The following is a 25,975-nucleotide window of genomic DNA, read 5'->3' as shown; positions in this document are numbered from 1 at the left end:
GTCAGCCGTCCTCGATCTCGAGCGTCAGTTCGCCCGTCGACAGGAAGGCCGTCTCGTACCCCTGGTGGCGGGAGACCTGCGGCGGGCTTTCGACCACGATATGGAGTTCGTCGCCCGCCTCGACGTCCTCGAGAGCGATTCCGTAGTGGAAGTTCAGTTCGTGGTCGAGCGTCGGGATCAGTTCCTCGTCGACGACCGTCTCGCCCTCGCGCTCGAGTCCAACGGAGAGCGACTGCTGGGAGAGCACACAGCGGTTGTACGGCGTCCGCGGTGAGACGGCGAGGTAGCGCTCGTCGCCGTCGACGAACCGCGACCCCGGGGACAGCAACGTCGTCGCGTAGACGCCGTCGTCGAGGGTCGGCTCGCCGAGGAGTTCTCCGGGGAGGTCTTCGGTCAGCGGAAGCGACGAGTACGGCATCTCGTGGTCATGATGGCCGTGGTCGTGTTCGCCGTTTTCGTGCTCGTCGGCGTGTCCATCGTGGTCGTCGTGATCACCGTTTTCGTGCTCGTCGTCCTCGTGATCCTCGTGTTCCTCGTCGTGGCCGTCCTCACCGTGCTCTTCGTTGTGGTCCCCGTGATCGTCGTGGTCGCCGTGGCCCATCGGCGGAACCGCATCGCGGTCACCCCAGCGGTCCTCGTCGAAGAACTCGATTCGATCGACGAGATCGTGGCGCGCCTCGTCGGTGATCTCGAACTCGAACGTCGCCGTCGCGCCCTCGTCGAATCGTCCCGCCAGCTCGCCGGTCAGTCGGACGTCGGAGATCGACTCGAGGGAGACCGTCGCCGTGTACGTACCGTTGCCGTCGATCGGGACGTTGTCGCCGAGGTGGAACCCCATCCCCTGAGAGATCATCGTCCACGGGGAGCGTTCGGAGACGGACTCGCCGTCTTTCGTCAGTTCGATCGTCGAGCCGACGGCGACGGGGATGACAACTTCGGTTTCGGGATCCCAGACCGTGGCCATCAGGTGGACGGCGTCGTCGGCGGGTGGGTCGACTTCCGTCGGTCCCGGCATGGTCCAGAAGAAGTGCGGGATCGACAGCATCGGCGACAGCGCAAAGTCGCCGGCGGTTACGGTGTCCAGCGCGATCATTCCGTCGCGGTGGGACGGCAGATAGGTCGCGTTCGGTGGATCCTCGACTCGAGGCAACGCCTCGAATCCGCCGTCGTCGCCGTTCTCGTCGGGATCGTCGTCATCGTTGTCGTCGTCGCCGCCGAGACAGCCGGCCCCGACGGCCAGCGCGCCGGCCGCGACACCAGTGTACAGCACCCGTCGACGTTTCATCTTGATCGAAGAGTGGGGAGAGAACGAATTTATATCCCGTGATCGTTGCCGATACCACCGCAATCCCGTTCGTGAATTCTCGACCGCCATCGGCGGGTCGCCGGCACCCGCTCGAGAGGGACAACCGACGGTCTCGAGGCGGCGTCGACGACGCAATCGATACCAGTCCTCGAGCACCGATCGTGAATCCGAATCCGATAACCGTCACCGGTAGCGGCCAGTATTGACCACAATACTGGCAAGAGGAAACTGTTGCCCCTATCTGTGAGATGCCCATATTCGGCACTTTCACGCCCTCAGAACGAAGGTGTTATACTTGATAGTGGCTAGGTACTGAACATGACAGCACGGAAAACTCGACGCCGATTTCTGCAGACGAGTACAGTCGTTGGTGGGGTCGCACTCGCAGGCTGTCTGGGAGGCGACGACGACAACGGTGACGATGACGATGGGAACGGCGACGACGATGGGAACGGAACCGAGGCGGCGTTTGCCAGCGCCAGTCCAGTCTGCCACGACTACACGCAGGACGGGCAGTACGCCTACGTGACCCTCGGTCCCGGCTACGGCGATGCCGGCCTGTTGGTCTTCGACGTCGAGAACTTCGAAATCGCGGAGGAGTTCCCGGACGTTCCGGCCAACTGCGGAACCATCGCTCACCCCGAAGAGAACAAGATGTACCTCAACGGCGGTGTCGCCGACACCGACGAGACCGACCCAGCCGGCGAGTGGTGGGTCTTCGACACCGAGAACCACGAGGAACTCCACAACGAGGACAGTAACGGCTACGACACCCACGGCGTCTGGTTCACCCCGGACGGCGACGAGCTGTGGATGGTCAACCGCGACACCGACGACGGCTTCATCGTCGATCCCGAAACCGACGAGATCATCGAAGAGATCGACTACGTCGGCACGTCGCCGGACATTCTTACCATCTCCCCGGACGGACAGTACGCCTACGTCACGACGCGTGGCCCGGACCCGCAGTCCGGCCCCCACGCCATTCAGGGCGACGAACCCGGCGTCTCCGTGATCGACGTCGAGAGCCGCGAACACCTCCACACGTTCCAGCCCGATGAAGGCAACGACGCCAGCGACTTCCACGGAATCGGTCTCGTCCCCGGCGACAGCGACGACGACTACGAACTGTGGGCCGTCGACCAGGGTACCGCGACGCTGTACGTTCTCGAGCCGGCCGGCGACGGCGACCTCGAGATCGCCGACGAAGTCGACCTCGGCGAGGGCGAGGAGGAGACCCCGCACATGGTCGACTTCGACTCCGAGTACCGCTACGCCGCGATCCCGAGTACGAGCGGCGGGATCACCCAGATCGTGCGCGTCGACGACTACGAGATCGTCGAGGAGCTCGACACCGGCGCCGGATCGCACTTCGCGGGCGTCAACCCCGGGGACGAGACGATCCTCGTCGACGTGATCGGCGACGAGAAGTTCGTCGAGATCGACGCCGACTTCGAGGACGAGGAGTTCGAGATCAGTCAGGAACTCGTGCTCTCGGAGCTCGAGCAGTTCCCCGGCGGCGAGTAACGAACCGATCGCCGACGGACGCGGTCGCTACCGATTTCTTCGGCCGGATTCACAATCCTCGACTCGAGTCGCCTCTCCAGATGCGTTACAGATTGTCGACGAGTGTGTGCGAGGAGCGAGAGAACCCGTCCTACCGGCAAAAACGTGCGGCTGACTCAGTTTTCGATGACGACCGGCGGCGGGAGCCTGATCGAGTCGACGGCGTGTCCCGTCTCCACGAAGTGATCGATCGCGCGTTTCGAGACCTCCTCGGGCGTACATCCGTCTTCCGTACTCGCGTGCCAGTCACACTCGAGACAGTATTTGTGCATCTGTCGCTCTTACGTACCAGTCGACGATAGAGGGTTGAAAGCATCGTGCAGGAAAGCGACGGTCCATGCACTCGCCTGCGACGGAAAGTCACGGGTGGAAACGAGTTACAATCTGTGAGGGGGCACATAACAGACGTAGCAAATGTATTTATAACTGATAACTTATCGCTGATCGGGCGGGGTAAGCAGCCACTGAAAGTCGCTTCACACCTGGTCACACGACAACTGTGCGATCGGCATGTGGCCCGTTTCAGTTGGGACGATACCCCGTCGTTACCGTATCGCTACGTCCAGCACCCGAATACGTTCGATCGCACTTTGCTGGGGCTGGTGTCCGTATCCGGGGCCTTTAAGCGCCGAGAAGGCAATCCCTCGGTATGAGCCAACAGCCCGAACAGCGATCGCCCGCGGAGGGCAAACCCGAGGAGCTACCGAGCAAGGAGGTCACGGAGGGGACCGACCGGGCACCCCACCGAGCGATGTTCCGCGCGATGGGGTACGACGACGATGACCTCGCCTCGCCGATGATCGGCGTCGCGAACCCGGCCGCCGACATCACGCCCTGTAACGTCCACTTAGACGACGTGGCCCAATCGGCTTACGACGCCGTCGATGCGGCCGACGGGATGCCGATCGAGTTCGGGACGATCACCATCTCCGACGCCATCTCGATGGGGACCGAAGGGATGAAAGCCTCGCTCATCTCTCGAGAAGTGATCGCCGACTCCGTCGAACTGGTCGCATTCGGCGAGCGCATGGACGGGCTCGTCACCATCGGCGGCTGCGACAAGAACATGCCCGGGATGATGATGGCTGCCATCCGCACCGATCTCCCGAGCGTCTTCCTCTACGGCGGCTCCATCATGCCCGGCGAGCACGAGGGTCGCGAGATCACCGTTCAGAACGTCTTCGAGGGCGTGGGCGCCGTCGCCGACGGCGAAATGTCCGAGGAGGAACTCGACGAGATGGAGCACAACGCCTGTCCCGGCGCCGGCTCCTGTGGCGGGATGTTCACCGCCAACACGATGGCCTCCATCTCGGAAACGATCGGCTTCGCGCCGCTCGGTTCCTCGTCGCCGCCCGCAGAAGACGAGCAGCGCTACGAGGTCGCCCGCGAGAGCGGCGAACTCGCCGTCGAAGCTGTTCACGAACAGCGAAAGCCCTCCGACTTCCTCTCGCGAAAGTCCTTCGAGAACGCCATCGCGCTTCAGGTGGCCATCGGCGGCTCGACCAACGCCGTCCTCCACCTGCTGGCGATGGCCGCCGAGGCCGGCGTCGAGCTCGATATCGAAGACTTCAACGAAGTCAGCGCTCGCACGCCGAAGATCGCCAAACTCCAGCCCAGCGGCGCGCGCGTGATGAACGACCTCCACGAGGTCGGCGGCGTTCCGGTCGTCTTGCGAGAGCTGCTGGAGGCGGACCTGCTCCACGGCGACGCGCTGACCGTCACCGGCGAAACGATGGCCGAAGCCCTCGAGCGCGTCGATCCGCCGCGGATCGAGGAGCTCGACACCGACTTCCTCTACACCGTCGACGACCCGATCAACGAGCGCGGAGCCATCCGAATCCTCACGGGGAACCTCGCGCCCGACGGTGCCGTCATCAAGATCACCGGCGAGGACCACCTCCGTCACGAGGGACCCGTCCGCATCTTCGAGCAGGAGGAGAAGGCGATGGCGTACGTTCAGGAGGGCAACGTCGAGACCGGCGACGTGATCGGCATCCGCAACGAGGGTCCGCAGGGCGGCCCCGGCATGCGCGAGATGCTCGGCGTCACCTCGGCCGTCGCCGGGCAGGGCCACGCCGAAGACGTCGCCCTGTTCACTGATGGTCGGTTCTCCGGCGCCACCCGCGGCTTCTCGATCGGTCACGTCGCACCCGAGGCCGCCGCCGGCGGTCCCATCGCGGCGCTCGAGGACGGCGACACGATCACCATCGATATCGACGAACTCGAACTCTCCGTGGATCTCTCCGACGAGGAGATCGAACAGCGACTCGAGGCCCGCGACCCGCCCGAACCGAACTACACGAGCGGCGTGCTGGCGAAGTACGGCCAGACGTTCGACTCGGCAGCCAACGGTGCGGTGACGAACCCCGGCGCGAAGCAGGAGTGAACGAACCGACGCATATCGCGCCAAAGGCGCGGTCTCACTGGCACCGAACGTAGTGAGATGGCAGCTTTTTCACCCACGTTCGCGGGAGCGAGGCTCTCGCGAGCCCGCCAGAAATCGGAAATATCTGGAGAAAAAGGTGGAACTGGTGCGGTGACGAATTTCGGTGCAAAACAGGACTGAAGCGTAATCCACTATCGGCGGCACTTACTGTTCGAATCGGCGTTCGTCAACAGCTGAAATCGCAGCCTCAAACCCCGTAAACAGCCCGTGAACGCCAAGAAATAGACACCCGACGACCAGTGCGTACCCGATCCCGGCTTCGCGAGTGGAGAGCTCTGGATGCGTCGCCCAGGCGTACAGTAGATACGCGAGTACGGCGCCTGCAATCACTTTCGACGTGTGTGTAACGTATCGCATAACAGAATAGAGTTCTCGGAAGAGTATAATCATACTGAATTATCAAATTCATTACCTTCGGGTGCGTGCTAAATCAGCCGTCACAGTTCCAGGTTCGGTCCATCAAGGGGTGTCTTCTCAACAAGGAGGACACCGTCGACGCGATTACTCGAGCCGGCGCGTCGCGTCCCGTAGCGCCGCCTGCGTGTCGATGCTGTCGAACGTTCGGTCGGAGACGCCCTCGAGGTCGGCTTCGGCCACCGTCGCGACGTCGAGTCGCTCGAGTGCGGCCATCACTCGGCCGTCCCCGGTCGACAGACGCTCCTCGCAGACGCGAGCCATCGTCTCGGCGCGGTAGACGGCCTGCATAGGTTGCAACCAGCCGTCCGCGAGTCGGACGACGGCCCCGTCGCGTCCGAGAGCGCGGTCGTAAAGAACCTCGAGCAGCGTCGGGTCGACGAACGGCATGTCGCAGGCGACGACGGCCGCGTACTCGCAGTCGAGCGCCTCGAGACCGACCTGCATCCCCGAAAGCGGGCCGCGGTCGGGGACCGGGTCAGTTGCGTAGCGAAGGTCGACGTCGCTATCCGAGAGCGCGTCTCGGATCGGCTCGAGTTGGTCCGTTCGACAGTTGACCACGCAGTCGTCGGTCACCGTCGCGAGCCGGTCGACGACGCGACGGATCATCGGCGTCCCGGCGAGGTCGGCGACGGCCTTGTCGCTCTCGCCGAAGCGCGTGGAGTAGCCGCCCGCGAGGACGACGCCGCCGAGTGAGCCGTTGCGCGTCACGTCCGGTCGGTACGAATCACGATCGTATAAAGACACAGCGACGTTCCCAGCCGACTGGGAGTCCGATCGCGCCGTCGGGAATACACCGCGACGGAACTATCGTAACAACTGGAACTGTTTACACACAGATCGCATAGCCGTCGTGCGATCGGGTGTCCACTGACTTCCAGTGGCTACTGTAGCCGGCTGTCGACTGTCGCGAAATGAGGATTCGAGTTCGCGACCGGTTAGCAGTAGTTGATAACAGGGTTTCGTTATTCGGAAATGCGGTTGGAACCGAATTAGATGATTCGGTACCTACGTCTGCAAACCGAACGCCGTCTTTTCTATCAGCTAATAGAGGTGTTGAGAGAGCCGTTCTGAATCCACAGCGCGAATGTGGTACGACCTGTATCAATCAGCAGAGAAACTGCTCGTAGCATACCGTTGTCTGTTGAAAAGCAGTTTACAGTTACACTATCGGTTCGCGACTCATAACCCTACGTTGAACTACCGTTATTTCCTCTTCACAGTCATAGATTTCGCCGTCGATAGACAGTGACATTCGTACAGAATCCGGTGTAGCTTCGACCACGTCCTCGAAATCTACGTTCGGCTTTGTTAGTAATTTCCCCTCCTCGAACGAAAATACAACGTACATCATGATCATTGCCCCATGAGAGCAGTCCTTCCCCGAAACCTCCACCCTCGTAGACTCGATAGAGGTGTCAAGCTGCGACTCTACATGATTGAGAGCAGCAGACCCAGCCTCAAAACAGCAGAGGGTTTCCCCAGAAAAGGAGATAGTTTCCAACTCCTCCGGGCTACGTTCGGCACTGATAGTCAGTGGCTCGGCTTGTCCCTGCCCTCTCATATCCTCGGGAAGATCGTCGCGCTCCGTATCTTTGATATCGGGTTCTTCCCAAGGAAACCTATCGAACTTAAGGCATCCAGCGCCGACGACCGGAAGGACTGCTCCAGTGAGGAGAGCGCGACGATTCATAGTCTCAATAACTGACAATATTATATATATCTTTTAATGTCTGCCCGAAGCTATGATTGGTCTATTTTCGATGAACGAGACTCAACGAGCGTTCCGTGATGGATGGATACTCTGTATGCAGTAGGCAGAGTTTGACAGCTATCAGAGAGTTTGATCACCGTTCCGGCAACTGCTTGCCCTGTACTGAACGCGAGTTTCGCGGATACTTCTAAATAAAGAAACCGTACTACTGTCTACTGTTACCGAAAGTGCGCTCGAGACGGCGAGCGTCCGGGGATCGCGTACTCGAGATACCCTACGAAATACGCGAGAAAGAGCGGGAGATACCCCTCCTCGCGCTGGCGACGGGCCGAGGTCTCGACCGGGCAGGTGTGATCGTAGACGACCACTCCCTCGTCGCGCAGTCGTAGCGAGAGATCGGTGTCCTCGAGAAATGGCAGCGACTCGTCGAAGCCGCCGACCGCCTCGAACGCCGAGCGACGAACGCTGCAGTTACAGCCGGGTTGCTGGACGAAGCCGAGGGGCCAACTGAGGCGGTACCACCAGTCCGAGAGGAGCCGAAACAGCAGTCGGTGTCGAACCGCGCCGGTGATGGGACGAAGCGGCCCGCCGACGCCGACGACCGAAGGCGTCGCGTAGTGGCGTCGGTGGCATCGAACCCACGCCGGGGGAACGACCGTGTCGGCGTCGGTAAAGAGGAGGAGTTCACCGGTGGCCGCCTCGGCACCCCGGTTTCGAGCGGCTCCCGGCCCGTTTTCCCACTCGTCGACGAGCACGCGGTCGGTAACCGAATGCTCGCGGGCGGCTGCCAGCGTCGCCGAGCCGCTGGCGACCACGACGACCTCGAGTTCGCCGTCGAAGACCTGTTTCGCGAGCGAGTCGAGCGTTCGCTCGAGACGCGCGACCTCCTCGCGGGCGGGGACGACGACCGACGCGGTGTCCATCGACGGTGACTGTCGCCGCGAGCAGTATAGTCGCTGCGTCTCCGCGGTTTGTGAGCAGATGGTTCGACGATGTGTGGTCCGCCGCGTTCGAGACGTCCACAGTCGTTGCCAGCGTCGAAATCCCCTTCCCGGGGGCCTCCCTATCGCAGCGTATGACGACCGCGACCGTCACCGCAGGGGCGCGACTCCACGTCGGCTTTCAGAACCTCTCGCTCGCCCGGCGACGACTCTACGGCGGCATCGGCGTCGGCCTCGAGGAGCCCCGTGTGACGGTCGCGGCCGAACCCGCGTCCGGGGTCGAGAGCGACGACCCGCTGGCCTCCGAGTACGCCGCTCGAGCCGTCGACGTCCTCGACGTCTCCGGAGTCGCGGTCACGCTCGAGGAACGGCTCCCGCGCCACGTCGGACTCGGGAGCGGGACCCAGCTCGCCCTGTCGGTGCTCGCCGCGACGGCGCGGGCACACGGACTCGAGCCGGAGATCCGCGAACGAGCCCCCGCCATGGGACGCGGCGGCCGCAGCGGCGTCGGCGTCGGCACGTTCGAGGGCGGCGGCTTCGTCGTCGACGCCGGCCACCCGACGAACCGGTTTACGACCGAGCCGCCGGCCGAAGGCGACTGGACTGTCCCGCCCGTCGTCGCCAGACACGAAATTCCCGACGAGTGGCGATTCCTCGTCGTCGTCCCCGAGGCCGAGCCCGGTCGCAGCGGCGACGACGAGGACGCGAGCATGCGTTCCGTCGTCGAGCGCGCCGATCCAGCCGTCGCCGACGAGATCGCCGGCGTCGTCACCCGGAAACTGCTGCCCGCCGCCGCGGAAGGGCGGCTCGAGCCCTTCGGCGAAGCCATCGCCGAAATCGGGCGAAAGAACGGCGCGTGGTACGCCGACGCCCAGGGTGGCGTCTTCCGACCGCCCGCCGGGACGCTCGTGGAGACGCTCGAGGAGTGTCCGGTCTGTACGGGCGTCGGCCAGTCGTCGTGGGGGCCCGTCGTCTACGGCGTGACGGACCGCACGCACGCCGACGAGGCCGAATCGGCGGCTCGAGACGCGCTGGACGATCACGGACTCGACGGACGGGTTATTCTGACCGAAGCGGCCTCGAGCGGAGCTCGAGTTCGGATTGACGGCGATTGACACTCACACACCGGTGGCGCGCACTGGGCCGTGGTGAGCGAACAGCGAACTGCAGCCCGGAATCGCGCGGGGTCGTCGAAAGGGATACGAGCGACTGCATGGAAGACACAAAGCGTCTTCCTGTGGTTGAACGAGCGACTATCAGGAAGCGAAAAATCGGTTGGGGACGGTATGGAAATTACCGGAGCCAGTGTGTGTTCACCGAATCGGTAGCGGCGACTCACGACCACCGTAGCTGCCACAACAGGTAAGCGGACTCGAGCAAATCAGATCCTATGAAACGGCTTCCGTTCGGCGTCTCGCGGCTCGATCGGATGATCGGCGGCGGTGTTCCCGCCGGCAGCGTCGTCTTGCTCGCGGGCGAGGCCGGAGCCGGCGCACGCGAGTTCTGTTACACGGCCACGGCAATGAACGGCCTCGCCAGGGCCGATCCCGACCGGTTCGAGCGCTACTACGGCGACCTCGAGGCGGAGACCACGCTGCCCGACGCCGTCCACTACGTCTCGTTCACCGACGAACGCGGCGCGATCGTCGACGAGATGCGGTACGTCCTGGACGACGACCTCGTCGACGCCGGCATGGCCGACGTCTCGGTCGTCGACCTCGGCGAGGCGTACTTTCAGGTGACGCCCGTCCCCACGGCGTGGTACGCCGATCGGACGAGCGACATCACCGATCTCGGGGATCGGACCGATCGACGCGACGTCCTAGAGACGATCGGGGATTACCTGACCGAGCACGCGGCGGACAACCTCGTCGTGATCGATTCCGTCTCCGACCTCGTCGCGGCCGCGGACGAACAGTTCGGCTGGGCGGACCTGACCGTCCTCCTCAAGGGGCTCAAGCGCGCGGCCCACCGCTGGGGCGGCGTCATCTTACTGGTAGTCAACACGGACGTACTCGAGCCGACCGAGTACGGACGCCTGAAGGAAGCGACCGACGGCACGCTCTCCTTCGAGTGGGAGAGCGGCGGGTCCGAACGGGCACGCACGCTCGTCGTCGAACAGTTCCGCGGAGTCCTCTCGCGACTCGAGGACGAGGACATCGTCCGCTTCGAAACTGAGATCCGCGACAGCGGGTTCGACATCAGTAACGTCCGAAAGATCCGGTAGGCCGACTGCCAGCTACAGGGTGTCGACTCCGATTCGCGGCGTATCGATCTCGAGAACGCGTCAGAGACGCCCGCTCGGGCGCGTATCGAGCGGTGAGTCCGAACCAACCCTTATGCCCGTCTCGACCCAGTATCACATATCATGTCGAGCGAGAACGACAGCCGCGTCTCATTCGGGGTCCCCGGCGAGGTGAACGACTGGCTCGCTCGAGCGGCCGACCGACGCGGACAGACGCCCGACGACGTCTGCCGTCAACTGGTGGCCGCGTCCCACGCCATCGCATCCGACGACGAGTTCAGTCAAACCGATCTCGAGGACGTCACGGATCTCCACTCCGAACTCGAGACCCAACGCGAGGAGTTCCGTGAACTCCTCGAGGACGTCCGTGGTCGCGTCGTCCAGGTCAAACGCGAGACCGACGCGAAAGCGCCGGCCGACCACGCCCACGCCGACTACGCGACCGACGACGACCTCGCGACCCTCCGCTCGGCGCTCGAGGAACTCGAGTCGACCGTCGACGACGGCTTCGCGAACTTCGAAACCGTCCTCGAGCACCTGTTCGCGGAGACCGAGACGCTCGAGGAGCACGCGACGCTGCTGGCGACCGCCGTCGTCGACCTCCGGGAGCAACGCGACGCCGCCGCACAGCGCGCGCGACGACGAGCGGAGGCCGACCGACTCAAGCGTGCGGCGAATCAGCTGGGAATTCGAACAGCCGTCTGTGACGCCTGTGACGAGCGAGTCGATCTCTCGCTCCTGACCGAAGCCGCGTGCCCTCACTGTACACGCGGGATTACGGACGTCGTCGAGAACACCTCGTTTTTCGGCTCGCACGCGCTCGAGACGGGCGATCCGCCCGCGCTCGAAGGACAGATCGAACCCCCGAACACCTCGTCAGCCGCTGTCTTCGATGCCGTCGAATCGGACGTCGCGACTGATGACTCGACGGCCGATGGCGGGCGCGACGGCTCGAGTCAGAGCGGCGTCGCCGACGCGAAACCGGAGGGGACGACTCGATGACCGACCGCGGCGAATCCGGAGAGCACACCGCCGATATCACCGAAACTGACGTCGAATCGGACGCGCTCGAGCGAACCGGCCCACTTAGTGACCTTGCGACGGCGGCCGACGAACGACGCTCGACGGCGCGCAGCCGAGAGCGAGACGGCGATGTGGAGTCTCCGTCGACATCCGATTCCGATTCCGACTTCGACGATTTATTCGATCGCGAGGACGTCACCGGGATCGACGCCGATCGGCTCTGGACCGAACTCGAGAGCGATCCCGACGGACCCACCACCTGCTCCGACGACCGGGAGATCCGTGACCTCGATAGCGGAAGTTATTGCCACCAGTGCGAACACTTCTCGGCGCCGCCGGCCGTCGCGTGCACTCGCGAGGGGACCGACATCCTCGAGATGACCGCCTTCGAGACGTTCCGGATCGCCGACTGTCCCGTGGCGCTCGAGGACGAGCGACTCGAGCGCGGCTACTGAGGTCGACGGCGGCGGTCAGTATCCTTTTGCGCCTCGACCCGTTACGGGCGGCTATGCAGTTCTGCGACGACTGCGGCTCGATGATGAAAGCCGACGGCGACCACATGGTCTGTACGAACGACGACTGTGGCGCCTCGAGCGAACGGGACCGCGATCTCGAGAGCGAGTTCGTCTCGACGGAGTCCCAGACGGACGACGAGGTGATCGAGTCGGACGAGAACGCCAACTTCGAGGGGAAGCCGAAGGCGACGGACGTGATCTGTGACGACTGCGGCAATCAGGAGGCGTGGTACACCCTCAAGCAGACGTCCTCTGCCGACGAGCCGCCGACACGATTCTTCAAGTGCACTGAGTGCGGGAAGCGCTGGCGCGGCTACAACTGAATTCGGTCGCCCGCGCTGTGTTTCGTCGCCATCGGCGGACGGTGCACGCCGGTCACTCCGTGCGAACTCGTCATCGGATGCCTCTATGCTACCGTTTCGCTTATCGGAGCGTGGGTGAGCGATACGATGGACGACGAAACATCACCGGATGCGGACGAGATAACGACCATTCACCGAGCCGTCTCGGACGACGGCACCGAGCTAGCCGGGCGCGTACACGGGCGGGGTCCACCCGTGGTCCTCGTGCCGGGCGCCATGGGCGACGGCGAGTTCGTCTGGGATCCGCTGGTACCGTTTCTCGCCGATCGGTTCACGTGCTACGCCATGAGCGTGCGAAGCAGGGGACTGAGCGACCACAGCGCTGACGTCTCGACCGAGCGTCGGATACGGGACGTAACGGCGTTCGTCGAGAGCATCGGTGAGCCCGTGGGCCTGCTCGGGTGGTCTCAGGGCGGCCGGATGGCGCTCGGTGCGGCGGCGCGCACCGATGCAGTCTCCGCGCTCGTCACCTACGAGCCGGCCGTGTTGGAGGTGCTGAGCGAAGACGAGTTCGGACGGTTCACGGAGCGAATTACGCGTATGGGCGAGTTGATCGCCGAGGACCGCCCGGTCGATGCAGCCCGAACCTTCCTCGAGTGGGTCGCTACCGAGGACGAACTGGTCGTTGCGGAGGAGGTTGGCTTCGTGGAAGGCTGTGCGCCGAACGTCCCGATTTTCCTGCAGGAGGTACAGGAGTTGGGGGAGAACGAAGGGACCAATCCGACCGATCCGTCGACGCTCGCCGAGATTTCGGCCCCGTTCTTGCTCCTGCACGGAACCCGATCGATCCCGGACCCCTGGTTCATCGACGGCGTCAACTACATCGAGGAACACGCGGCTCCCACCCAGGTTCGCGAGGTCGACGGCACCGGACACATGGGCCCCATCCACGAACCCGAAGCCGTCGCCGACGAGGTTGGGCGATTCTTCGCCGCGACGACGGAACCGGCTCGGTCGTAACGGACTCGAGATCTGGACGCCGTCGGGATCGTCTCGACGCGATAGGACAGCCGAGTTCGGATCCCGCTCCGACAGCGTCGATGGGAGGAGCCTCCCGTTTCGGTCAGAACTGACGGAGTTCGTCACGGACCCCTGTCAGAGCTCGTTTTTCACGTAGATGCCGAGCACCGCGCCGACGACGCTCAACCCGACGGTGTAGAGCGCGCCGAACACCAGGAAGACGACGAGCATCACGCCCATTCCCGGTGCCGAACCGCTGACGCCGAGGAAGAAAATCGATGCGAGAAAGCCGAAGAAGACGAACGGGACGAGCATGACGAGCCCGGCGAGCGCACCGACTCGCAGCCCGTCGGCCGGCTCGCCGCCCTCGAGGTAGCCGGCGATTCCGCCGCCGAGCAGCGTCGAACCAGGGACGAACGAGAGCACGATGCCGGCGGCGCCGCCGATCACGGCATTGAGCGGAGTGCCGAACCCCGACGCGGGGTCGGACCTGTTCGAATCGGTACCGTAGGGGTCGACGGATGGCGGCGTATCGGCGGTGTCGGAGCCCATAGCACGAACTCTCGCCCAACCAGTAAAATAGTTGTCTTTATCGAGACGAGAACGGAATCGGCGGTATGTTTCACGCTGATAGTAACCCGCTCTCAAGAATTTCACGTTTCATAAAATATGTCTGACACAACTTGTTATAGTTGAGCCTCGCCTGTCAGGGTATAGCGGGCGATTCAGACGACTGTGCGGACAAACGTGAGTTCGACCCCGAAACCACCACCCCGACTCGAGCCGTCGTGGAAATTATCGCCGACCTCGAGGGCGTCGAGACGCTCGAGTTGCCCCCGCTGTACTCGACGGTGAACGACCTCCTCGGCGAGTTCGCCTCGAACCCGCCGGCTTCGGGGGCGAACGTAGAGATCACGTTCACGTACGAGGGCTATCGCATCACGGTCTACCAGACGGGCCTCATAGAGGTCGAGTAGCGGCGGTCGCGCCGCGTCCGACTTCGAGGTGCCGTCGGACACAACGTTCACAACGATTCGCGCGAACCGATCAGTAGACGAATGACCGACGGGCCGCGACTACCGGGCATCGAAACGGACGACGACGGCGAGGACCGAATCGTCTGTCACGTCGATGCGGACTGCTTCTACGCCTCCTGCGAGCGACTTCGCGAGCCCGAACTGCGGGGCGAACCCGTCGTCGTCGGCATGGGGTACGAACCCGGCGACACCATCGGCGCCGTCGCCACCGCGAGCTACGAGGCCCGCGAGTTCGGCGTCGAGAGCGCCCAAGCGATCTCGAGCGCGCTCGAGCGGCTCCCTCGACGCACAGCCCTCGACGAAGACGCCGAGGATTACGACCCCGACCTCGAACCCGAGGAGACCGGCCACTACCGGCCCGTCGACATGGACTACTACGAGTCGGTCGCCGGAGCGGTACGAGAGATTCTGCACGACTGTTCCGACACCGTCCGAGAGGTGAGCATCGACGAGGCCTACCTCGACGTCACCGACCGCACGGCTTGGGAGGTCGCGGACGGCTTCGCTCGCCATATCACGGACCGCATCCGCCGGGAGGTCGGCGTCACCGTCAGCGTCGGCGTCGCACCCACGATGAGCGCGGCCAAAATCGCCAGCGACTTCGACAAGCCCGACGGCCTGACCGTCGTCCGACCCGGCGAGGTGCGAGAGTTCCTCGCCCCGCTCGAGGTCGACCTGCTCCACGGCGTCGGTCCCGTGACCGCGCGGGCGCTTCGGGAGATGGGGCTCGAGACCGCGGGCGACGTCGCCACGACCGACCCGGGGCCGCTGGTCGAACGCTTCGGCGAGCGCGGTCGAGAACTGTATGATCGCGCACGCGGCGACGACGACCGCCGGGTCGAACCGAAAGGCGAGCCGAAGAGCTTCTCCCGGGAGTCCGCGTTCGCGGAACCGGTCGAGAAGCCGAAGCCGAAGTACGAGCAGATCGAAACGCTCGCCGCGGCCGTCGCCGACCGTGCCCAGCGAGAGGGCGCGCTCTACCGGACCGTCGGGGTCAAGGCCGTCACCCCGCCGTACGACGTCAACACGCGCGAGCGGTCCTTGCCGGGACCGATCGACGATCCGGAGCTCGTCGACCGTATCGCCCGCGACCTGTTCACCGAGTTCGAGAGCGAGGCCGTCCGCAAGGTCGGCGTTCGCGTCGCCAACCTCGAGTTCGCCGCGGCCGATCAGGCCAGTCTCGACGGCTGGGAAGGGCAGGCGAACGGGCAACGGGCTGACGGTGACGGCACGGCCGAGACTAACGCCGCAGACGGCGGACTGGCGGCCGGTAACGACGCCGGAGTCGGCGACGAGACGGGTTCGACCGGCGATGAGACGAATTCGAGCGACGAAGAGAGCGATTCGGCGGCCGACGAAACGGCGTCAGCGACGGACGGTCGTGATTCGACGACCCACGCCGAGGGGCAGGCCTCGCTCGGTGATTTCTCGTGAGGTCGTTCGACGCCCCGTATCGAACCCGTCAACGGCCACAATAGTAAACTCACTCGAGCGACGAGTCGAAGCTACTGTACAGAACGGCGTAATTATATCCCTCCACTCACAACTCATAGCAGACACGCTTACTTTCACATGACTGAGGATTTCTACGACCTTCTCGAGATCCCGTCCGACGCCTCCCAGGACGAGATCAAGGACGCCTATCGCGAGCAGGTCCGCGTCTACCACCCCGACCATAACGACGACGAGCGAGCCCGAGCCCAGTTTACGGCGGTCAAGAAGGCCTACGACATCCTCGGCGACTCCGTCGAGCGACAGGCCTACGACCGCCTCGGCCACGAGGACTACGTCGCGAAGCGAACCAGCGGCCTCCCCTCGCCGGACGTCTGGAAGAGTTCCGACAAGAACACGAGCAGTTCGGCCGACGAGGACGCGACCGACGAGGAGTCGGGAAAGACGTTCACCTACTCCGACGACGCGAGCGCCTCGAGCGACGCCGGTTCCTCGAGATCGAGATCGACATCGAAGACGAAGGCAACGGCGTCGTCCGCCGCCGGCGCAACGGCGACGGGAACGACTGCGGGGGCGTCCTCCTCATCCACAACGGCTTCGTCCTCGAAGGCGACGGCATCGAGCACTGCGGCAGGTGGGGCGACCGGAACCGGAACCGGGGCCAGAGCCGGGGCCGATACCAGCAGTTCGAGCGGGACGAACCGAACCAGCGGTTCGACCGACGGTGGGACGAGTCACGCGAGTACGGGGAGCCGAACTGGGGGCCGATCCGGCGCTGAAACCAGCCGATTCGGCGACAACGCAGCCGTCCGCTGGTGGCGTCGCCAAAACTTTTCGCTGCCACTGATCTGGACCTCCCTGTTTGTCTACCTCGCCGGCGTCGCCGATTTTGCGCTCGTAAACGACGCCGCACTCGAGGGACTTTCGGCCGAACTGAGCGCCGTCGGCGCCGATCCCGGTGCGATTTGGGACGTCCTCTCGAGCGGCCGTCACGGCGTCGAGTCGACCGTCGGCTATCTCGCGGGGTTCGAACTCGTCGCGCCGCCGCTCGAGGGACCGCTCTGGGAGGCCGCATTAGCCGGCGTCGTCGCCCTGACGCTGGTCGCCCTGCTCGGGGCTCGAGCGGCCCGAGACGCCGAGACGTGGGGCCCGATTTCGATCGACGAGACGATCGTCCTCGCGCTCGCGGTAGCCGCGTCGACCGTCCTCGTTGGCGGGCCGCTGCTGGCCGGGGCGGTCCTGATGCCGATGCTGTTTGCCGTCATCGTCCGCCACACCCGTCGCGGGCCGGGCTGGAAGCCGTCGTATCTCTACGTCCTGCCCGTGCTGGCTCCGCTCGCCGGACTCGCAATCGGGGCTGCCGGCGAGGCGACGCTCGCGATCGATCTCCTCGCGTTCGTGCTCTTGCCGATCGTCGGCGGACTCGGGCTGCCGCTGCGGGCGACGATCCGGAAACGCTTCGGCTGGTAAATTACCCGACCGTCGTCGCGACGCCTTTCGTCTGCCGGTAATCGCGTCCGAGGATCTCCTCGAGTCGCGCCACGATCGCTTCCCGGTCCGTATCCTCCCACGCCGTCGGCTCCCTGATCGGCACGACCAGGAAGCCGCGGCCGCGGATCTCACGGGCGTGGAGCCGGGCCATGTCGAGTTCGAGACGGTCCCGTTGGGTCGTATACTCTCGGAGGACGTGATCGGTCGCGCGCTCGCCGACCGGGAGGAGGATATGAGCGTTGATCGCCCGCAGTTCGGCGTCGAAGTAGCGCTCGAGGTCGGCGTACGCCTCCTCGCTCGGCGTCTCGCCGGCGGGGAGACAGCACATGTGAATGTAGCTGCAAAACAGGTTCTCGAGGACGGGGCGGTCTTCGGGTCCGCTGGCGAAGCCGACCTCGCGAGCGACGTCCTGAATCGCGTCGCCGGACTCGGTTCCGGTGAACGGCACGCCGGTCGACGCGCCGCCGTGGACGCCGGGGTGGTCGCCGATCAGGTAGAAGTCGGCGTTGGCGTCGCCGTAGCCGAAGACGGCGGTCCGTTCGTCGGGACCCGTGCGGTCGAACGGCGGTCGCAGTCCGAACGGATTGCTCGTCCGCTCTGTAACGTTCTTCACGGGACTGGAAAGGCCGTCGAGGAGCATAATCACCTCGATCACCGAACGGACCGCCGGAGACGGACCTCTCATCGAAGCGTCCAAGTGTGCCGTGCGTGCTACTGATCCGGCTCGGGCTCGGTGTCGAACCCGTCCTCGAGCCCGGTCGACGACCCGCCTCCTGACTGCTCTGCGAGAACCGTCGAATCGATCAACGCCGCGAGCCCGCGCCGGAGTCGCTGTGAGACCGCCGAATCGGAGACCTCGAGCCGTTCGCCCAGTTCGACGAGCGTCGTCCGACGCGGCACGTCGAAGTAGCCCGCGCGGTAGGCAGCGGCGATCAACTCCCGTTGGGCCGTCGTCAGCCCGAACTGACGTGTGGAGCCAGGACTGACCGTCTCGTGGAGTTGGACGAGTTCCATCGAGATCCCCTGATCGACGCAGTTCGTGTAGAACGCGGAGAGATCCTCGTAGGACGGAAATCGAAGTCGAAACGTCCACTGCGCGTCGGTGCCGACGGCGCTCGTGACGATCGCGTCACGCTCGCGAATCGACTCGAGAACGCCGTTGACGCGATCGTTCCAGGTGACCTTGACGAGGACGTGGTCGTCGGTCTCGTCGACGATCGCGGCGGTCGAAACGGCCGGTTCGTCCTCGATCGAATCGATGATTGCGTCCCCGGCGGACGCGGGCGCCCAGAAGTACGGGACGATCGATTCGCTCGTGGGAACCGTCGTCTCGACGGTCAGCGTCACGTCCTCGTCGATATCGGCGAGTGCGCCGAGCGGGAACTCCGCCGCCGGAACGGCGATTGTCGCGATGATGCTCATTCCACCCGTGCCCTCTCGAGCGGTGGGTCGCGGGGGCCGTGGCAATTCAGTCGCGAACGTCGGTTCGACTGGGGCGAACGAATCGTTGATAATTTCCGACTGTCACAGGACATGGAGGAGTCGTTCGGTGGAACATCCACAGGAGCTTACAAGAATTGGCCGGTTGGATATCGAAGTAGTTTAAATACGGGTCCGTATCTCGGTACGGGACCTGACGCCGATTCCGTCGGGCGGGAGCGGATTCGAGAGCTGTCAGGTCCTGTCGTTCAGCGATAAGGTTCCGACGTCGTCCGAGGACGGGAACCGCTCAGACGTCATCGACCGTCGGCATCCTCGCTCGTGGCCGTCGACTCCGCGCGCAACAGCGTCACCGAGACGCGCCCGACGGCGTCGAAGTCCTTCAAATGGTAGACGAGCGAGCGGATGCGTTCGGCCGAGCCGTGACAGAAGACGGCCTCGAGACACCACTCGCCGTGGTGGACGTGACAGGTCGTATCGATTTCGGACTGGAACTCGTGTTGAATCTCGTGGAGGTCCTCGATGATCGCCTCGTGGACGTAGTCGAAGACGACCGTCGCGGCGACCGTTCCGCGGGCCTGTTCTAACTGGTGATGAGACTCGACGTACTCCTGGATCGCCTCACGAAGCGCACGCGAGCGGGAGTCCAGACCTTCCGCCTGCCAGGTCCGGTCGAACTCGGCCAGCATCTCCTCGGGAACGTTGAGGCTGGTTCGCATACGCGGTCGTACGTGCGGCGGCGAAAAAGGTTCAGCGGTCGCCGATGTCCAACTGGACCGGCCGATCACGGTGTGTTTATTGGCCAGAAGCGACTCCCGTTGAACAATGTATCAGCTCGGCCACTACGGGGCCGCGTTGCTCGTCTACGCACCCCTCGGGACCGTCGTCGGTCTCGCGGGTCACGAGACGGCCGCGATCGTCGGCGCGCTCGCCTGCGTTGCCCTCTCGACGCTGCCCGACTGCGACCACCGGATTCCGGGGATCGAACACCGCGGTCCGACCCACTCGGTGGGATTCGCGCTGTTCGTCGGGGTCGGACTCGCCGCCGTTACCGCAGCGCTCGTCGGCGCCTCCTCGCCGCTCGCCGAGGTCGGCTTCGTCGCCTTCGCGTTCGTCGTCGGCAGCCTCTCGATCGTCTCGCACCTCCTCGCCGACGCGCTCACGCCGATGGGGATCCGTCCGTTTTGGCCCGTCTCGAAGCGACACTACACGCTCTCCGTGACGAAAGCGGCGAACCCGGTCGCGAACTACGTCCTGTTGGGGATCGGTGCCGGCGTGGGTGTCGTCGCGACGATCATCGTCGCCACGCTCGGCTGAGCGAGAGGCTGACTTTCCGCAACGGTCCGAAAACGAGTCGGCGAGAGACTACTGCGCGTGGTCGTCGCGAGCCTCGGCTGCCGCAGTCCGACTCAGATAGATGCTGACGACGAACGCGGCGAGGAGCACCCCAACGCCGGTGAGATAGAGGGCGTCAAACGCCGGGTTGACGGCCTCGCGGGCGAGGAAGGCGACGACGAACGCGAGGACCGTCGTGGCGCCCAGCACCGCGGTCAGCCGTCCGCTCTGCAACCGGCGGCGACCGACCATGAGGGCGACGATAACGGTCGCCAGCAGCGCGAGCGTGACGGCGTACTGTGCCATCTGCAGCGACGGGCCGTAGGACGTGATGTCGCCGAGGGCGAACGGGCTGAGGGCGACGTGGAACGGAAGCGACAGGGCACCGAGCGCGAGCGCACCGGTGACGTGGTTCGCCGTCAGTCGCGGCGCCCAGACGAGCACCGTCGCCACGACGAAGAGGACGAAGATGAGGACGGCGGTCCAGAAGTGCAACTGGAGGATGTCCATCGTGTACTGCGTGACGGTTTCGCGGCCGAGGACGACCTGAATCGGCGTTAAGATTGCGCCCATAACCACGAGTACGGCGACGCGGCGGTCGACGTCGGGGAGTCGCCAGGCCGCGGCCGCGGTCCCGATGATCGCGATCCCGGCGAACATGGCGACGAACCGGTGGAACCACTCGTAGAAACTCGGCAGATTCGCCGGGAACGCGTTGTACGGCCCGGCGTCACAGAGCGGCCAGTTTTGCTCGCAGGCCAGCCCCGAACCGGTCGCCTTCGCGGCGACGCCGAGCAGGATCGTCGCGGCGACCAGCACGAGCGTCGTCGCGAGTAGCTGGGGAAAGCCGAACCGTTCGATCAGCGGGCGAACTACCGGACGGGACGTGTGGCTATCGGTCGACACGGGCGTTCAGACGGGGGTTAGGACCAGCTATACTTAGGTTGCCCGAGTCGTTCTTAGTTCGCTGGAATCGGCCGACTGGGGCGGTCACGTCGGCGGTTTCCTCGCCTCCCTGTCGGACACTCGCCGGGACCGACGACGTCGCGTTCGTCGCATTCAAACGTCGCCCGCACCAGCACCCGGTATGAGCAAGCGAGCGCGACTCGAGCGCTACCTCGACTCGGCGGACCTCGATTCGATCTGGTTCGCCCGACCGAACTCGTTCGCCTGGCTGACGGGCGGAAACAACGTCGTCGACCGCGAGACGGACGCCGGCGTCGCCGCCGTCGGCTACGACGGATCGGACATCCGAATCGTGACGAACAACATCGAAGCGGATCGGATTCGGGCGGAGGAGATTCCGGATCTCGAGGCCGAAGACGTCTCCTTCGAGCAATTCTCCTGGCACGCCTTCTCGCTCGGCGAGGCCATCGCAGCCCGCGTCGCAGACGACGAGCGTGCGGCTGCCGATATCGACGTGCCGGGGCTCGAGCGCGTCGATTCGACGTCGCTTCGACAGCCGCTGACCGAGCACGATATCGAGCGGTACCGACAGCTAAGCGGACAGACGGCGTCGGCCGTCGAGTCGGTCTGTCGGGAGCTCCGCGCCGACGACAGCGAACACGAGGTCGCGTCGGCGCTGCGGGTTGCCCTCTCGGCGCGCGACATCGAAGCCCCCGTCGTCCTCGTCGGCGGGAGCGAGCGCGCCCAGCAGTACCGCCACTACACGCCCACCGAGGCCGAACTCGGGGACTACGCGCTGGTCTCGGTGACGACAGAACGGGCCGGTCTGCACGCAAGCTGTACCCGCACCGTCGCCTTCGATCCGCCGTCGTGGCTCGAGGACCGACACGCCGTCGCGGCCCGCGTCGAGACGACCGCGCTCGCGGCGACGCAGGCGGCAGCGACCGAGGGCGGGACGGCCGGAGACGTCTTCGAGGCGATTCAGCACGCCTACGACGCGCTCGGCTACGACGGCGAGTGGGAGCACCACCACCAGGGCGGTGCGGCGGGATTCGCGGGCCGAGAGTGGATCGCGACGCCCGACCACGAGGCCGACGTCACGGCACCGATGGCCTACGCGTGGAACCCGACCGTGCAGGGCGCAAAGAGCGAGGGAACCGTCCTCGTCACCGAGGACGAGATCGAGCCGCTGACGTCGACGGAGCGCTGGCCGACGACGACCGCACGGGCCGTCGACGACGAACTGGAACTCGAGCGGCCGGCGGTGCTGGGGCTCGAGGAGTAAGCAGCTGATCGGTGGTCAAAACGGGGGTGGAGGCTGGGAGACGACAGAGAGCACGTTGGGGTGACGCGAGGCGATCGCGTCTCGACTGCGGTGTTGCCGTCCGGCTAGTCGTCGTCCGCACTCGACTCGTCGTCGTCCTCGAGGAGTTCGACGTCCGCCTCCTCCGCCGCCGACGGTTCGTCGTCTTCGGCTTGAGTATCGCCCAGTGTGCCGATCTCGGGCGACTCGGTGTCGTCGACGGTGATCGTTACCGGTTCGGCGTCACTCTCGAGATCCGCGTCCGACGCCTCGTGCCGATCGAGGACGCGATCGAGGGTGAAGATAGTGTTCAGTTCCTGCTGGACCTGATCGACGACGCCGCCGACGAGTTCGCTCGGCTGGATCGCCGTGTACTCGTAGGGGTTGTTCCCCGCCCCCTCGCTCGCGCGTTTTTCCCGCGTCACGCGGTCTTCGTCGTGGAGTTCAGCCAGCGCTTCCCGAACCGTGCTCGGGTAGAGCCCGGTCCCCTGTGCGACCTCCTCGGAGGTGCTGCCGGGGTTCGCCAGCAGGTGGACGTAGATCTTCGCTCGCGTCTCCGTGTCGAGGATCCACGAAAGCAGGTCGACGATTCGCTGGTCGACCTCCTCGACGGCCGCCGTTCGAACGCCGTCGCCGTCGCTTTCGTCGTTCACGAAGACGTCCACGTCCGTCAGGTCGTACTCCTCGCCAGTCTCGTCTCGATGCTGTTCGTCGCTCCCGTCGTCTACCCGGTGCTCGTCAGTGTCGTCTGAAGCCATCTGTTGTCTCGTCGAAGACAACGCCTCGCACGGAAGTAAACCTTTGCGGGGGATCGAACCCGCGTTACTCGGTGCCGAGTAGAATCGACTCGCAGAGGGCGTCAGCACCCGATTCATCGCGTATTCGTCGCTGTTTCTGGGCGCCGCTCTCGCGGTCGTACACGCGTCCGATACCCTCGATTCCCAGCCGTTCACACTCCCGGTCGACGAGTTCACCGAGGTCGATCGTTCCGTCGAGGTCGCGGCTGATGAACGAGGCTTCGTGGCCGTGACGGATCGCCCGCCACTTGTTCTCGTCTAACAGCTCGCGGCGGTGCTCGCGGGCGTAGCCCGACGCGCCGTCCTCGTAGGCGGCCGCGAGATCCTCGACGAGCGCGTGGGCGTACTCGACGAACGCGAGGACGACATCAGGATCGGCCTGGCCGTCGGGCGTGCGCAGTTCGACCGTCCCGTGTGCCGTGTGCGGGCGGACGTCGTACCAGAGTTCGCCCCGATCCTCGATCGAGTCGGTCTCGAGCATCCGGCGTTCGAACCGGTCGAACGCCTCGTAGTCCTCGAAGTAGGTCGGCATCCCGGTGTTCGGCAGTGCCTCGAATATCTTCGCGCGTGCGGACTGCAGCCCGGTGTCGAACCCGTTCCAGTACGGCGAGTTCGCGGAGAGGGCGAGCATGATCGGGACGTACCAGCGCAGTTCGTTGGCGATCCAGACCGCCTTGTCGGCGTCGTCGACGCCGACGTGGACGTGGACGCCTGCGGTCGTGTTCCGGTGCTGTGGATACTGAATGCGGTCGAGTTGGGAACGATAACGGGGCTTCTCGGCGTGCTCGAGTTCGCGCCACTTCGCCAACGGGTGCAACCCTGCAGCGGCGATCTGGTAGCCGTGGTCGGTGGCGTAGTCGACTAACGCCCGCCGGATCTCGAGCAGCGACTCGCGGGCGTCGCTCGGATCCTCGATCAGCGGCGTCTGCGTCTCGATCACGAACTTGAACAGTTCGTGGTCGAGTCGGCCCTCGAGGATCTCGGGCGGATCGTGTTCGTAGACGAGTTCGTCGGTGCCGCTGGTGGGACGGCCAGTCTCGTCGACGACGAAGCACTCCTCTTCGATCCCCAGCGTGCCCATGCGCGTAAACGAATCCCGGGACCCGCGTTCCATCGTCTCCCGTTTTCGCCCGCGGTGATAAATACCGTTTGGACTCGGCAGCGTGGGTTCCCTGGGAGCGCGGGTCGTGATAACGGAGGACAGACTCGAGCCAGGGGCCACCTCGGTCGTCGGCCGCCCTTCGGTCGCCGCTCGATCGCGGCTCGGTCGTCGGCCGCCCCCACTCAACCATCGGCCAGTCCGGGGTCAGTCGTCGGCCGGTCGCGGCTCGGCAGCCGCTGTCGGGACGGGGTCACCGAGCATCGCCGCCAGATCGGTTTCGGGATCGTTGATGGGCTGGAGGCCGAACTCGTCGTTCAGCAACTCGACGATCTCGGGCGTGAGGAAGTCTGGGACCGTCGGACCGAGCCGGATGTCTTCGACGCCGAGACTGAGCAGTCCCAACAGGACGGCGATGGCTTTCTGTTCGAACCACGAGAGGACGACCGAAAGCGGGAGGTCGTTAACCTCACAGTCGAAGGCGTCGGCGAGTTCCGCCGCGATCTTCACCGTCGAGATCGAGTTGTTGCACTGTCCGAGATCGATATATCGCGGGATGTCGGTTCCGGGGACCGTCCCCATCTCGAGGTCGTTGAATCGGAACTTTCCGCAGGAGGTGGTGAGGACGACGCAGTCCTCCGGAATTTGTCGGACGAGTTCACGGTAGTAGTCTCGGCCGGGCGTCGGGCCGTCACAGCCCGCGACGACGAAGAACTGGCGGAGGTTGCCGGACTCGACCGCGTCGACGATTTCGTCTACCTGATCGAGCACCGGTTCGTGGTGGTAGCCCGTCGTGACGGTGCCGTCTTGCTCCCAGTCCGCCTCGGGGAGCGACTTCGCCTTCTCGATCACCGGCCCGAAGTCGTAGCCGTCGATCGACTCGACGTCCTCGAGACCCGCCAGCCCGGTCGTAAAGAAGCGATCGCGATACTCCTCGCGCGGCGGCTGGACGCAGTTCGTGGTTCCGACGATGGCGCCGGGGAAGTCCGCGAAGAGGATCCGCTGGTCGTGCCACGCACCGCCGACGTTTCCTTTCAAGCTGTCGTACGCGGCGAGTTCGGGGTAGCCGTGAGCGGGGAGCATCTCGGAGTGCGTGTAGACGGAGATCTGTTCGTCTTCGGCCTCGAGTTGCTCGAGCAGTTGTTTCAGGCCGTAGAGGTCGTGTCCGGTGATGAGAATCGACTTCCCCTCGACGTCGTTCTGGGCCACCTCCGTCGGTTCCGGAACGCCGAGTTCCTGCGTGTGGGCCTCGTCGAGTAGTTCCATCACGTCGACAGCGGCGTCGCCGGCGCGCATCGCGAGGTCGACGTGATCGTCCATGTCGAAGTTGACGTTCGTCAGCGTCGAGTACAGCGCCTCGTGGACGAAGCCGTCGACGCCGTCGTCGCGATAGCCCATGTCTCGAGCGTGGGTCGCGTACGCCGAAATCCCCTTGAGCCCGTAGATGACGAGCTCCTGCAGCCCGTTGAGATCCGGCTCCTTGCCACAGACACCGACCGTCGTACAGCCGCCCTCGGGGGTCTGCTCGCATTGGTTGCAGTTCATACTACGATGGCTCGCTCGCGGAACGATTAAGGGCCACAGCGATTCCCACCGCCTCACAACGGGTGGGAAGACGTTCGG

The 25,975-nt window shown here is 64.8% G+C and carries 26 protein-coding genes; 13 read left to right on the top strand and 13 right to left on the bottom strand.

The annotated features are described in order from the left end of the window. Position 1: 1 nt before the first annotated feature. On the bottom strand, positions 2–1,285 hold the full coding sequence (locus tag ACSFDB_RS12550) for a DUF7350 domain-containing protein (protein WP_440771329.1): 1,284 nt from the start codon (positions 1,283–1,285) through the stop codon (positions 2–4). 339 nt (positions 1,286–1,624) lie between these two features. Between ACSFDB_RS12550 and ACSFDB_RS12545 the strand changes: the two genes are divergently transcribed. Continuing rightward, positions 1,625–2,833: a YncE family protein gene (locus ACSFDB_RS12545; protein ID WP_440771328.1), complete on the top strand. Its 1,209-nt coding sequence runs from the start codon at positions 1,625–1,627 to the stop codon at positions 2,831–2,833. Positions 2,834–2,988: 155 nt separating this feature from the next. Here ACSFDB_RS12545 and ACSFDB_RS12540 read toward each other — a convergent pair whose 3' ends face one another. Further along, positions 2,989–3,144, bottom strand: coding sequence for a hypothetical protein (locus ACSFDB_RS12540; protein ID WP_175529358.1), 156 nt, complete (start codon positions 3,142–3,144; stop codon positions 2,989–2,991). A 377-nt stretch (positions 3,145–3,521) separates the two neighbouring features. On the opposite strand from ACSFDB_RS12540, the gene ilvD reads away from it, so the two are divergent. After that, positions 3,522–5,258 (top strand): dihydroxy-acid dehydratase, encoded by a 1,737-nt coding sequence (gene ilvD / locus ACSFDB_RS12535; protein ID WP_440771327.1) that lies wholly within the window; start codon positions 3,522–3,524, stop codon positions 5,256–5,258. Between the two features lie 561 nt (positions 5,259–5,819). On the opposite strand, the gene ACSFDB_RS12530 is transcribed toward ilvD, so the two are convergent. From ACSFDB_RS12530 to ACSFDB_RS12520, 3 genes are all read right to left on the bottom strand, one after another. After that, complete coding sequence (locus ACSFDB_RS12530; protein WP_440771326.1) at positions 5,820–6,443, bottom strand: molybdenum cofactor guanylyltransferase; 624 nt, start codon at positions 6,441–6,443, stop codon at positions 5,820–5,822. Positions 6,444–6,894: 451 nt separating this feature from the next. Beyond that, on the bottom strand, positions 6,895–7,425 hold the full coding sequence (locus ACSFDB_RS12525) for a hypothetical protein (RefSeq protein WP_440771325.1): 531 nt from the start codon (positions 7,423–7,425) through the stop codon (positions 6,895–6,897). 239 nt (positions 7,426–7,664) lie between these two features. Next, complete coding sequence (locus ACSFDB_RS12520; RefSeq protein ID WP_440771324.1) at positions 7,665–8,369, bottom strand: glycosyltransferase; 705 nt, start codon at positions 8,367–8,369, stop codon at positions 7,665–7,667. A 152-nt stretch (positions 8,370–8,521) separates the two neighbouring features. On the opposite strand from ACSFDB_RS12520, the gene ACSFDB_RS12515 reads away from it, so the two are divergent. The 6 genes from ACSFDB_RS12515 (at position 8,522) to ACSFDB_RS12490 (ending at position 13,492) form a co-directional block, all read left to right on the top strand. Continuing rightward, positions 8,522–9,502: a beta-ribofuranosylaminobenzene 5'-phosphate synthase family protein gene (locus tag ACSFDB_RS12515; protein WP_440771323.1), complete on the top strand. Its 981-nt coding sequence runs from the start codon at positions 8,522–8,524 to the stop codon at positions 9,500–9,502. Positions 9,503–9,777: 275 nt separating this feature from the next. Continuing rightward, positions 9,778–10,614: an RAD55 family ATPase gene (locus ACSFDB_RS12510; protein WP_440771322.1), complete on the top strand. Its 837-nt coding sequence runs from the start codon at positions 9,778–9,780 to the stop codon at positions 10,612–10,614. Between the two features lie 141 nt (positions 10,615–10,755). After that, complete coding sequence (locus ACSFDB_RS12505) at positions 10,756–11,634, top strand: hypothetical protein (protein ID WP_440771321.1); 879 nt, start codon at positions 10,756–10,758, stop codon at positions 11,632–11,634. Next, entirely contained in the window at positions 11,631–12,110 is a 480-nt protein-coding gene (locus ACSFDB_RS12500; RefSeq protein WP_440771320.1) for a DUF8135 domain-containing protein, read from the top strand. The genes ACSFDB_RS12505 and ACSFDB_RS12500 overlap by 4 nt, the downstream gene beginning before the upstream one ends. 53 nt (positions 12,111–12,163) lie before the next feature. Beyond that, the gene (locus ACSFDB_RS12495) at positions 12,164–12,493 is read left to right on the top strand and encodes a transcription factor S (RefSeq protein ID WP_440771319.1); all 330 of its coding nucleotides are present in this window, start codon (positions 12,164–12,166) and stop codon (positions 12,491–12,493) included. 126 nt (positions 12,494–12,619) lie between these two features. Further along, entirely contained in the window at positions 12,620–13,492 is an 873-nt protein-coding gene (locus ACSFDB_RS12490; protein WP_440771318.1) for an alpha/beta fold hydrolase, read from the top strand. A gap of 135 nt (positions 13,493–13,627) precedes the next feature. Here the strand turns inward: ACSFDB_RS12490 and ACSFDB_RS12485 are convergent, their stop codons facing one another. Next, on the bottom strand, positions 13,628–14,044 hold the full coding sequence (locus ACSFDB_RS12485) for a DUF5518 domain-containing protein (RefSeq protein ID WP_440771317.1): 417 nt from the start codon (positions 14,042–14,044) through the stop codon (positions 13,628–13,630). Between the two features lie 140 nt (positions 14,045–14,184). Between ACSFDB_RS12485 and ACSFDB_RS12480 the strand changes: the two genes are divergently transcribed. The 3 genes from ACSFDB_RS12480 (at position 14,185) to ACSFDB_RS12470 (ending at position 17,451) form a co-directional block, all read left to right on the top strand. Next, entirely contained in the window at positions 14,185–14,469 is a 285-nt protein-coding gene (locus ACSFDB_RS12480; protein ID WP_440771316.1) for a HalOD1 output domain-containing protein, read from the top strand. Positions 14,470–14,550: 81 nt separating this feature from the next. Then, positions 14,551–15,963, top strand: coding sequence for a DNA polymerase Y family protein (locus ACSFDB_RS12475; protein WP_440771315.1), 1,413 nt, complete (start codon positions 14,551–14,553; stop codon positions 15,961–15,963). Between the two features lie 138 nt (positions 15,964–16,101). After that, on the top strand, positions 16,102–17,451 hold the full coding sequence (locus ACSFDB_RS12470; RefSeq protein WP_440771314.1) for a J domain-containing protein: 1,350 nt from the start codon (positions 16,102–16,104) through the stop codon (positions 17,449–17,451). Between the two features lies 1 nt (position 17,452). Here ACSFDB_RS12470 and ACSFDB_RS12465 read toward each other — a convergent pair whose 3' ends face one another. The 3 genes from ACSFDB_RS12465 to ACSFDB_RS12455 all read right to left on the bottom strand — a co-directional run bounded on the left by ACSFDB_RS12465 (position 17,453) and on the right by ACSFDB_RS12455 (position 19,631). Then, a complete protein-coding gene (locus tag ACSFDB_RS12465; RefSeq protein ID WP_440771313.1) occupies positions 17,453–18,085 on the bottom strand; it encodes a uracil-DNA glycosylase family protein in 633 nt (210 codons plus the stop codon). Positions 18,086–18,183: 98 nt separating this feature from the next. Then, positions 18,184–18,894 (bottom strand): helix-turn-helix domain-containing protein, encoded by a 711-nt coding sequence (locus ACSFDB_RS12460; RefSeq protein WP_440771312.1) that lies wholly within the window; start codon positions 18,892–18,894, stop codon positions 18,184–18,186. A gap of 314 nt (positions 18,895–19,208) precedes the next feature. Beyond that, positions 19,209–19,631, bottom strand: a complete 423-nt coding sequence (locus tag ACSFDB_RS12455; RefSeq protein ID WP_440771311.1) for a CopG family ribbon-helix-helix protein — start codon at positions 19,629–19,631, stop codon at positions 19,209–19,211. A gap of 106 nt (positions 19,632–19,737) precedes the next feature. On the opposite strand from ACSFDB_RS12455, the gene ACSFDB_RS12450 reads away from it, so the two are divergent. Further along, positions 19,738–20,229 carry a metal-dependent hydrolase gene (locus ACSFDB_RS12450; RefSeq protein ID WP_440771310.1) on the top strand — a complete coding sequence of 164 codons (492 nt, stop codon included), beginning with the start codon at positions 19,738–19,740 and terminating at the stop codon, positions 20,227–20,229. Positions 20,230–20,277: 48 nt separating this feature from the next. Here ACSFDB_RS12450 and ACSFDB_RS12445 read toward each other — a convergent pair whose 3' ends face one another. Beyond that, positions 20,278–21,153 carry a COX15/CtaA family protein gene (locus ACSFDB_RS12445; protein WP_440771309.1) on the bottom strand — a complete coding sequence of 292 codons (876 nt, stop codon included), beginning with the start codon at positions 21,151–21,153 and terminating at the stop codon, positions 20,278–20,280. Positions 21,154–21,334: 181 nt separating this feature from the next. Between ACSFDB_RS12445 and ACSFDB_RS12440 the strand changes: the two genes are divergently transcribed. Further along, complete coding sequence (locus ACSFDB_RS12440) at positions 21,335–22,438, top strand: M24 family metallopeptidase (protein WP_440771308.1); 1,104 nt, start codon at positions 21,335–21,337, stop codon at positions 22,436–22,438. A 104-nt stretch (positions 22,439–22,542) separates the two neighbouring features. Here ACSFDB_RS12440 and ACSFDB_RS12435 read toward each other — a convergent pair whose 3' ends face one another. The 3 genes from ACSFDB_RS12435 to hcp all read right to left on the bottom strand — a co-directional run bounded on the left by ACSFDB_RS12435 (position 22,543) and on the right by hcp (position 25,897). Further along, positions 22,543–23,214: a helix-turn-helix domain-containing protein gene (locus ACSFDB_RS12435; RefSeq protein ID WP_440771307.1), complete on the bottom strand. Its 672-nt coding sequence runs from the start codon at positions 23,212–23,214 to the stop codon at positions 22,543–22,545. A 64-nt stretch (positions 23,215–23,278) separates the two neighbouring features. After that, positions 23,279–24,367, bottom strand: a complete 1,089-nt coding sequence (locus ACSFDB_RS12430; RefSeq protein ID WP_440771306.1) for a glutamate--cysteine ligase — start codon at positions 24,365–24,367, stop codon at positions 23,279–23,281. A gap of 192 nt (positions 24,368–24,559) precedes the next feature. Then, the gene (hcp, locus tag ACSFDB_RS12425; RefSeq protein WP_440771305.1) at positions 24,560–25,897 is read right to left on the bottom strand and encodes a hydroxylamine reductase; all 1,338 of its coding nucleotides are present in this window, start codon (positions 25,895–25,897) and stop codon (positions 24,560–24,562) included. Positions 25,898–25,975: the final 78 nt, after the last annotated feature.

It is taken from the genome of Natronorubrum amylolyticum (assembly GCF_052040145.1).
Taxonomy (GTDB): Archaea; Halobacteriota; Halobacteria; order Halobacteriales; family Natrialbaceae; genus Natronorubrum.
This window is presented reverse-complemented; position numbering and strand designations above follow the sequence as displayed.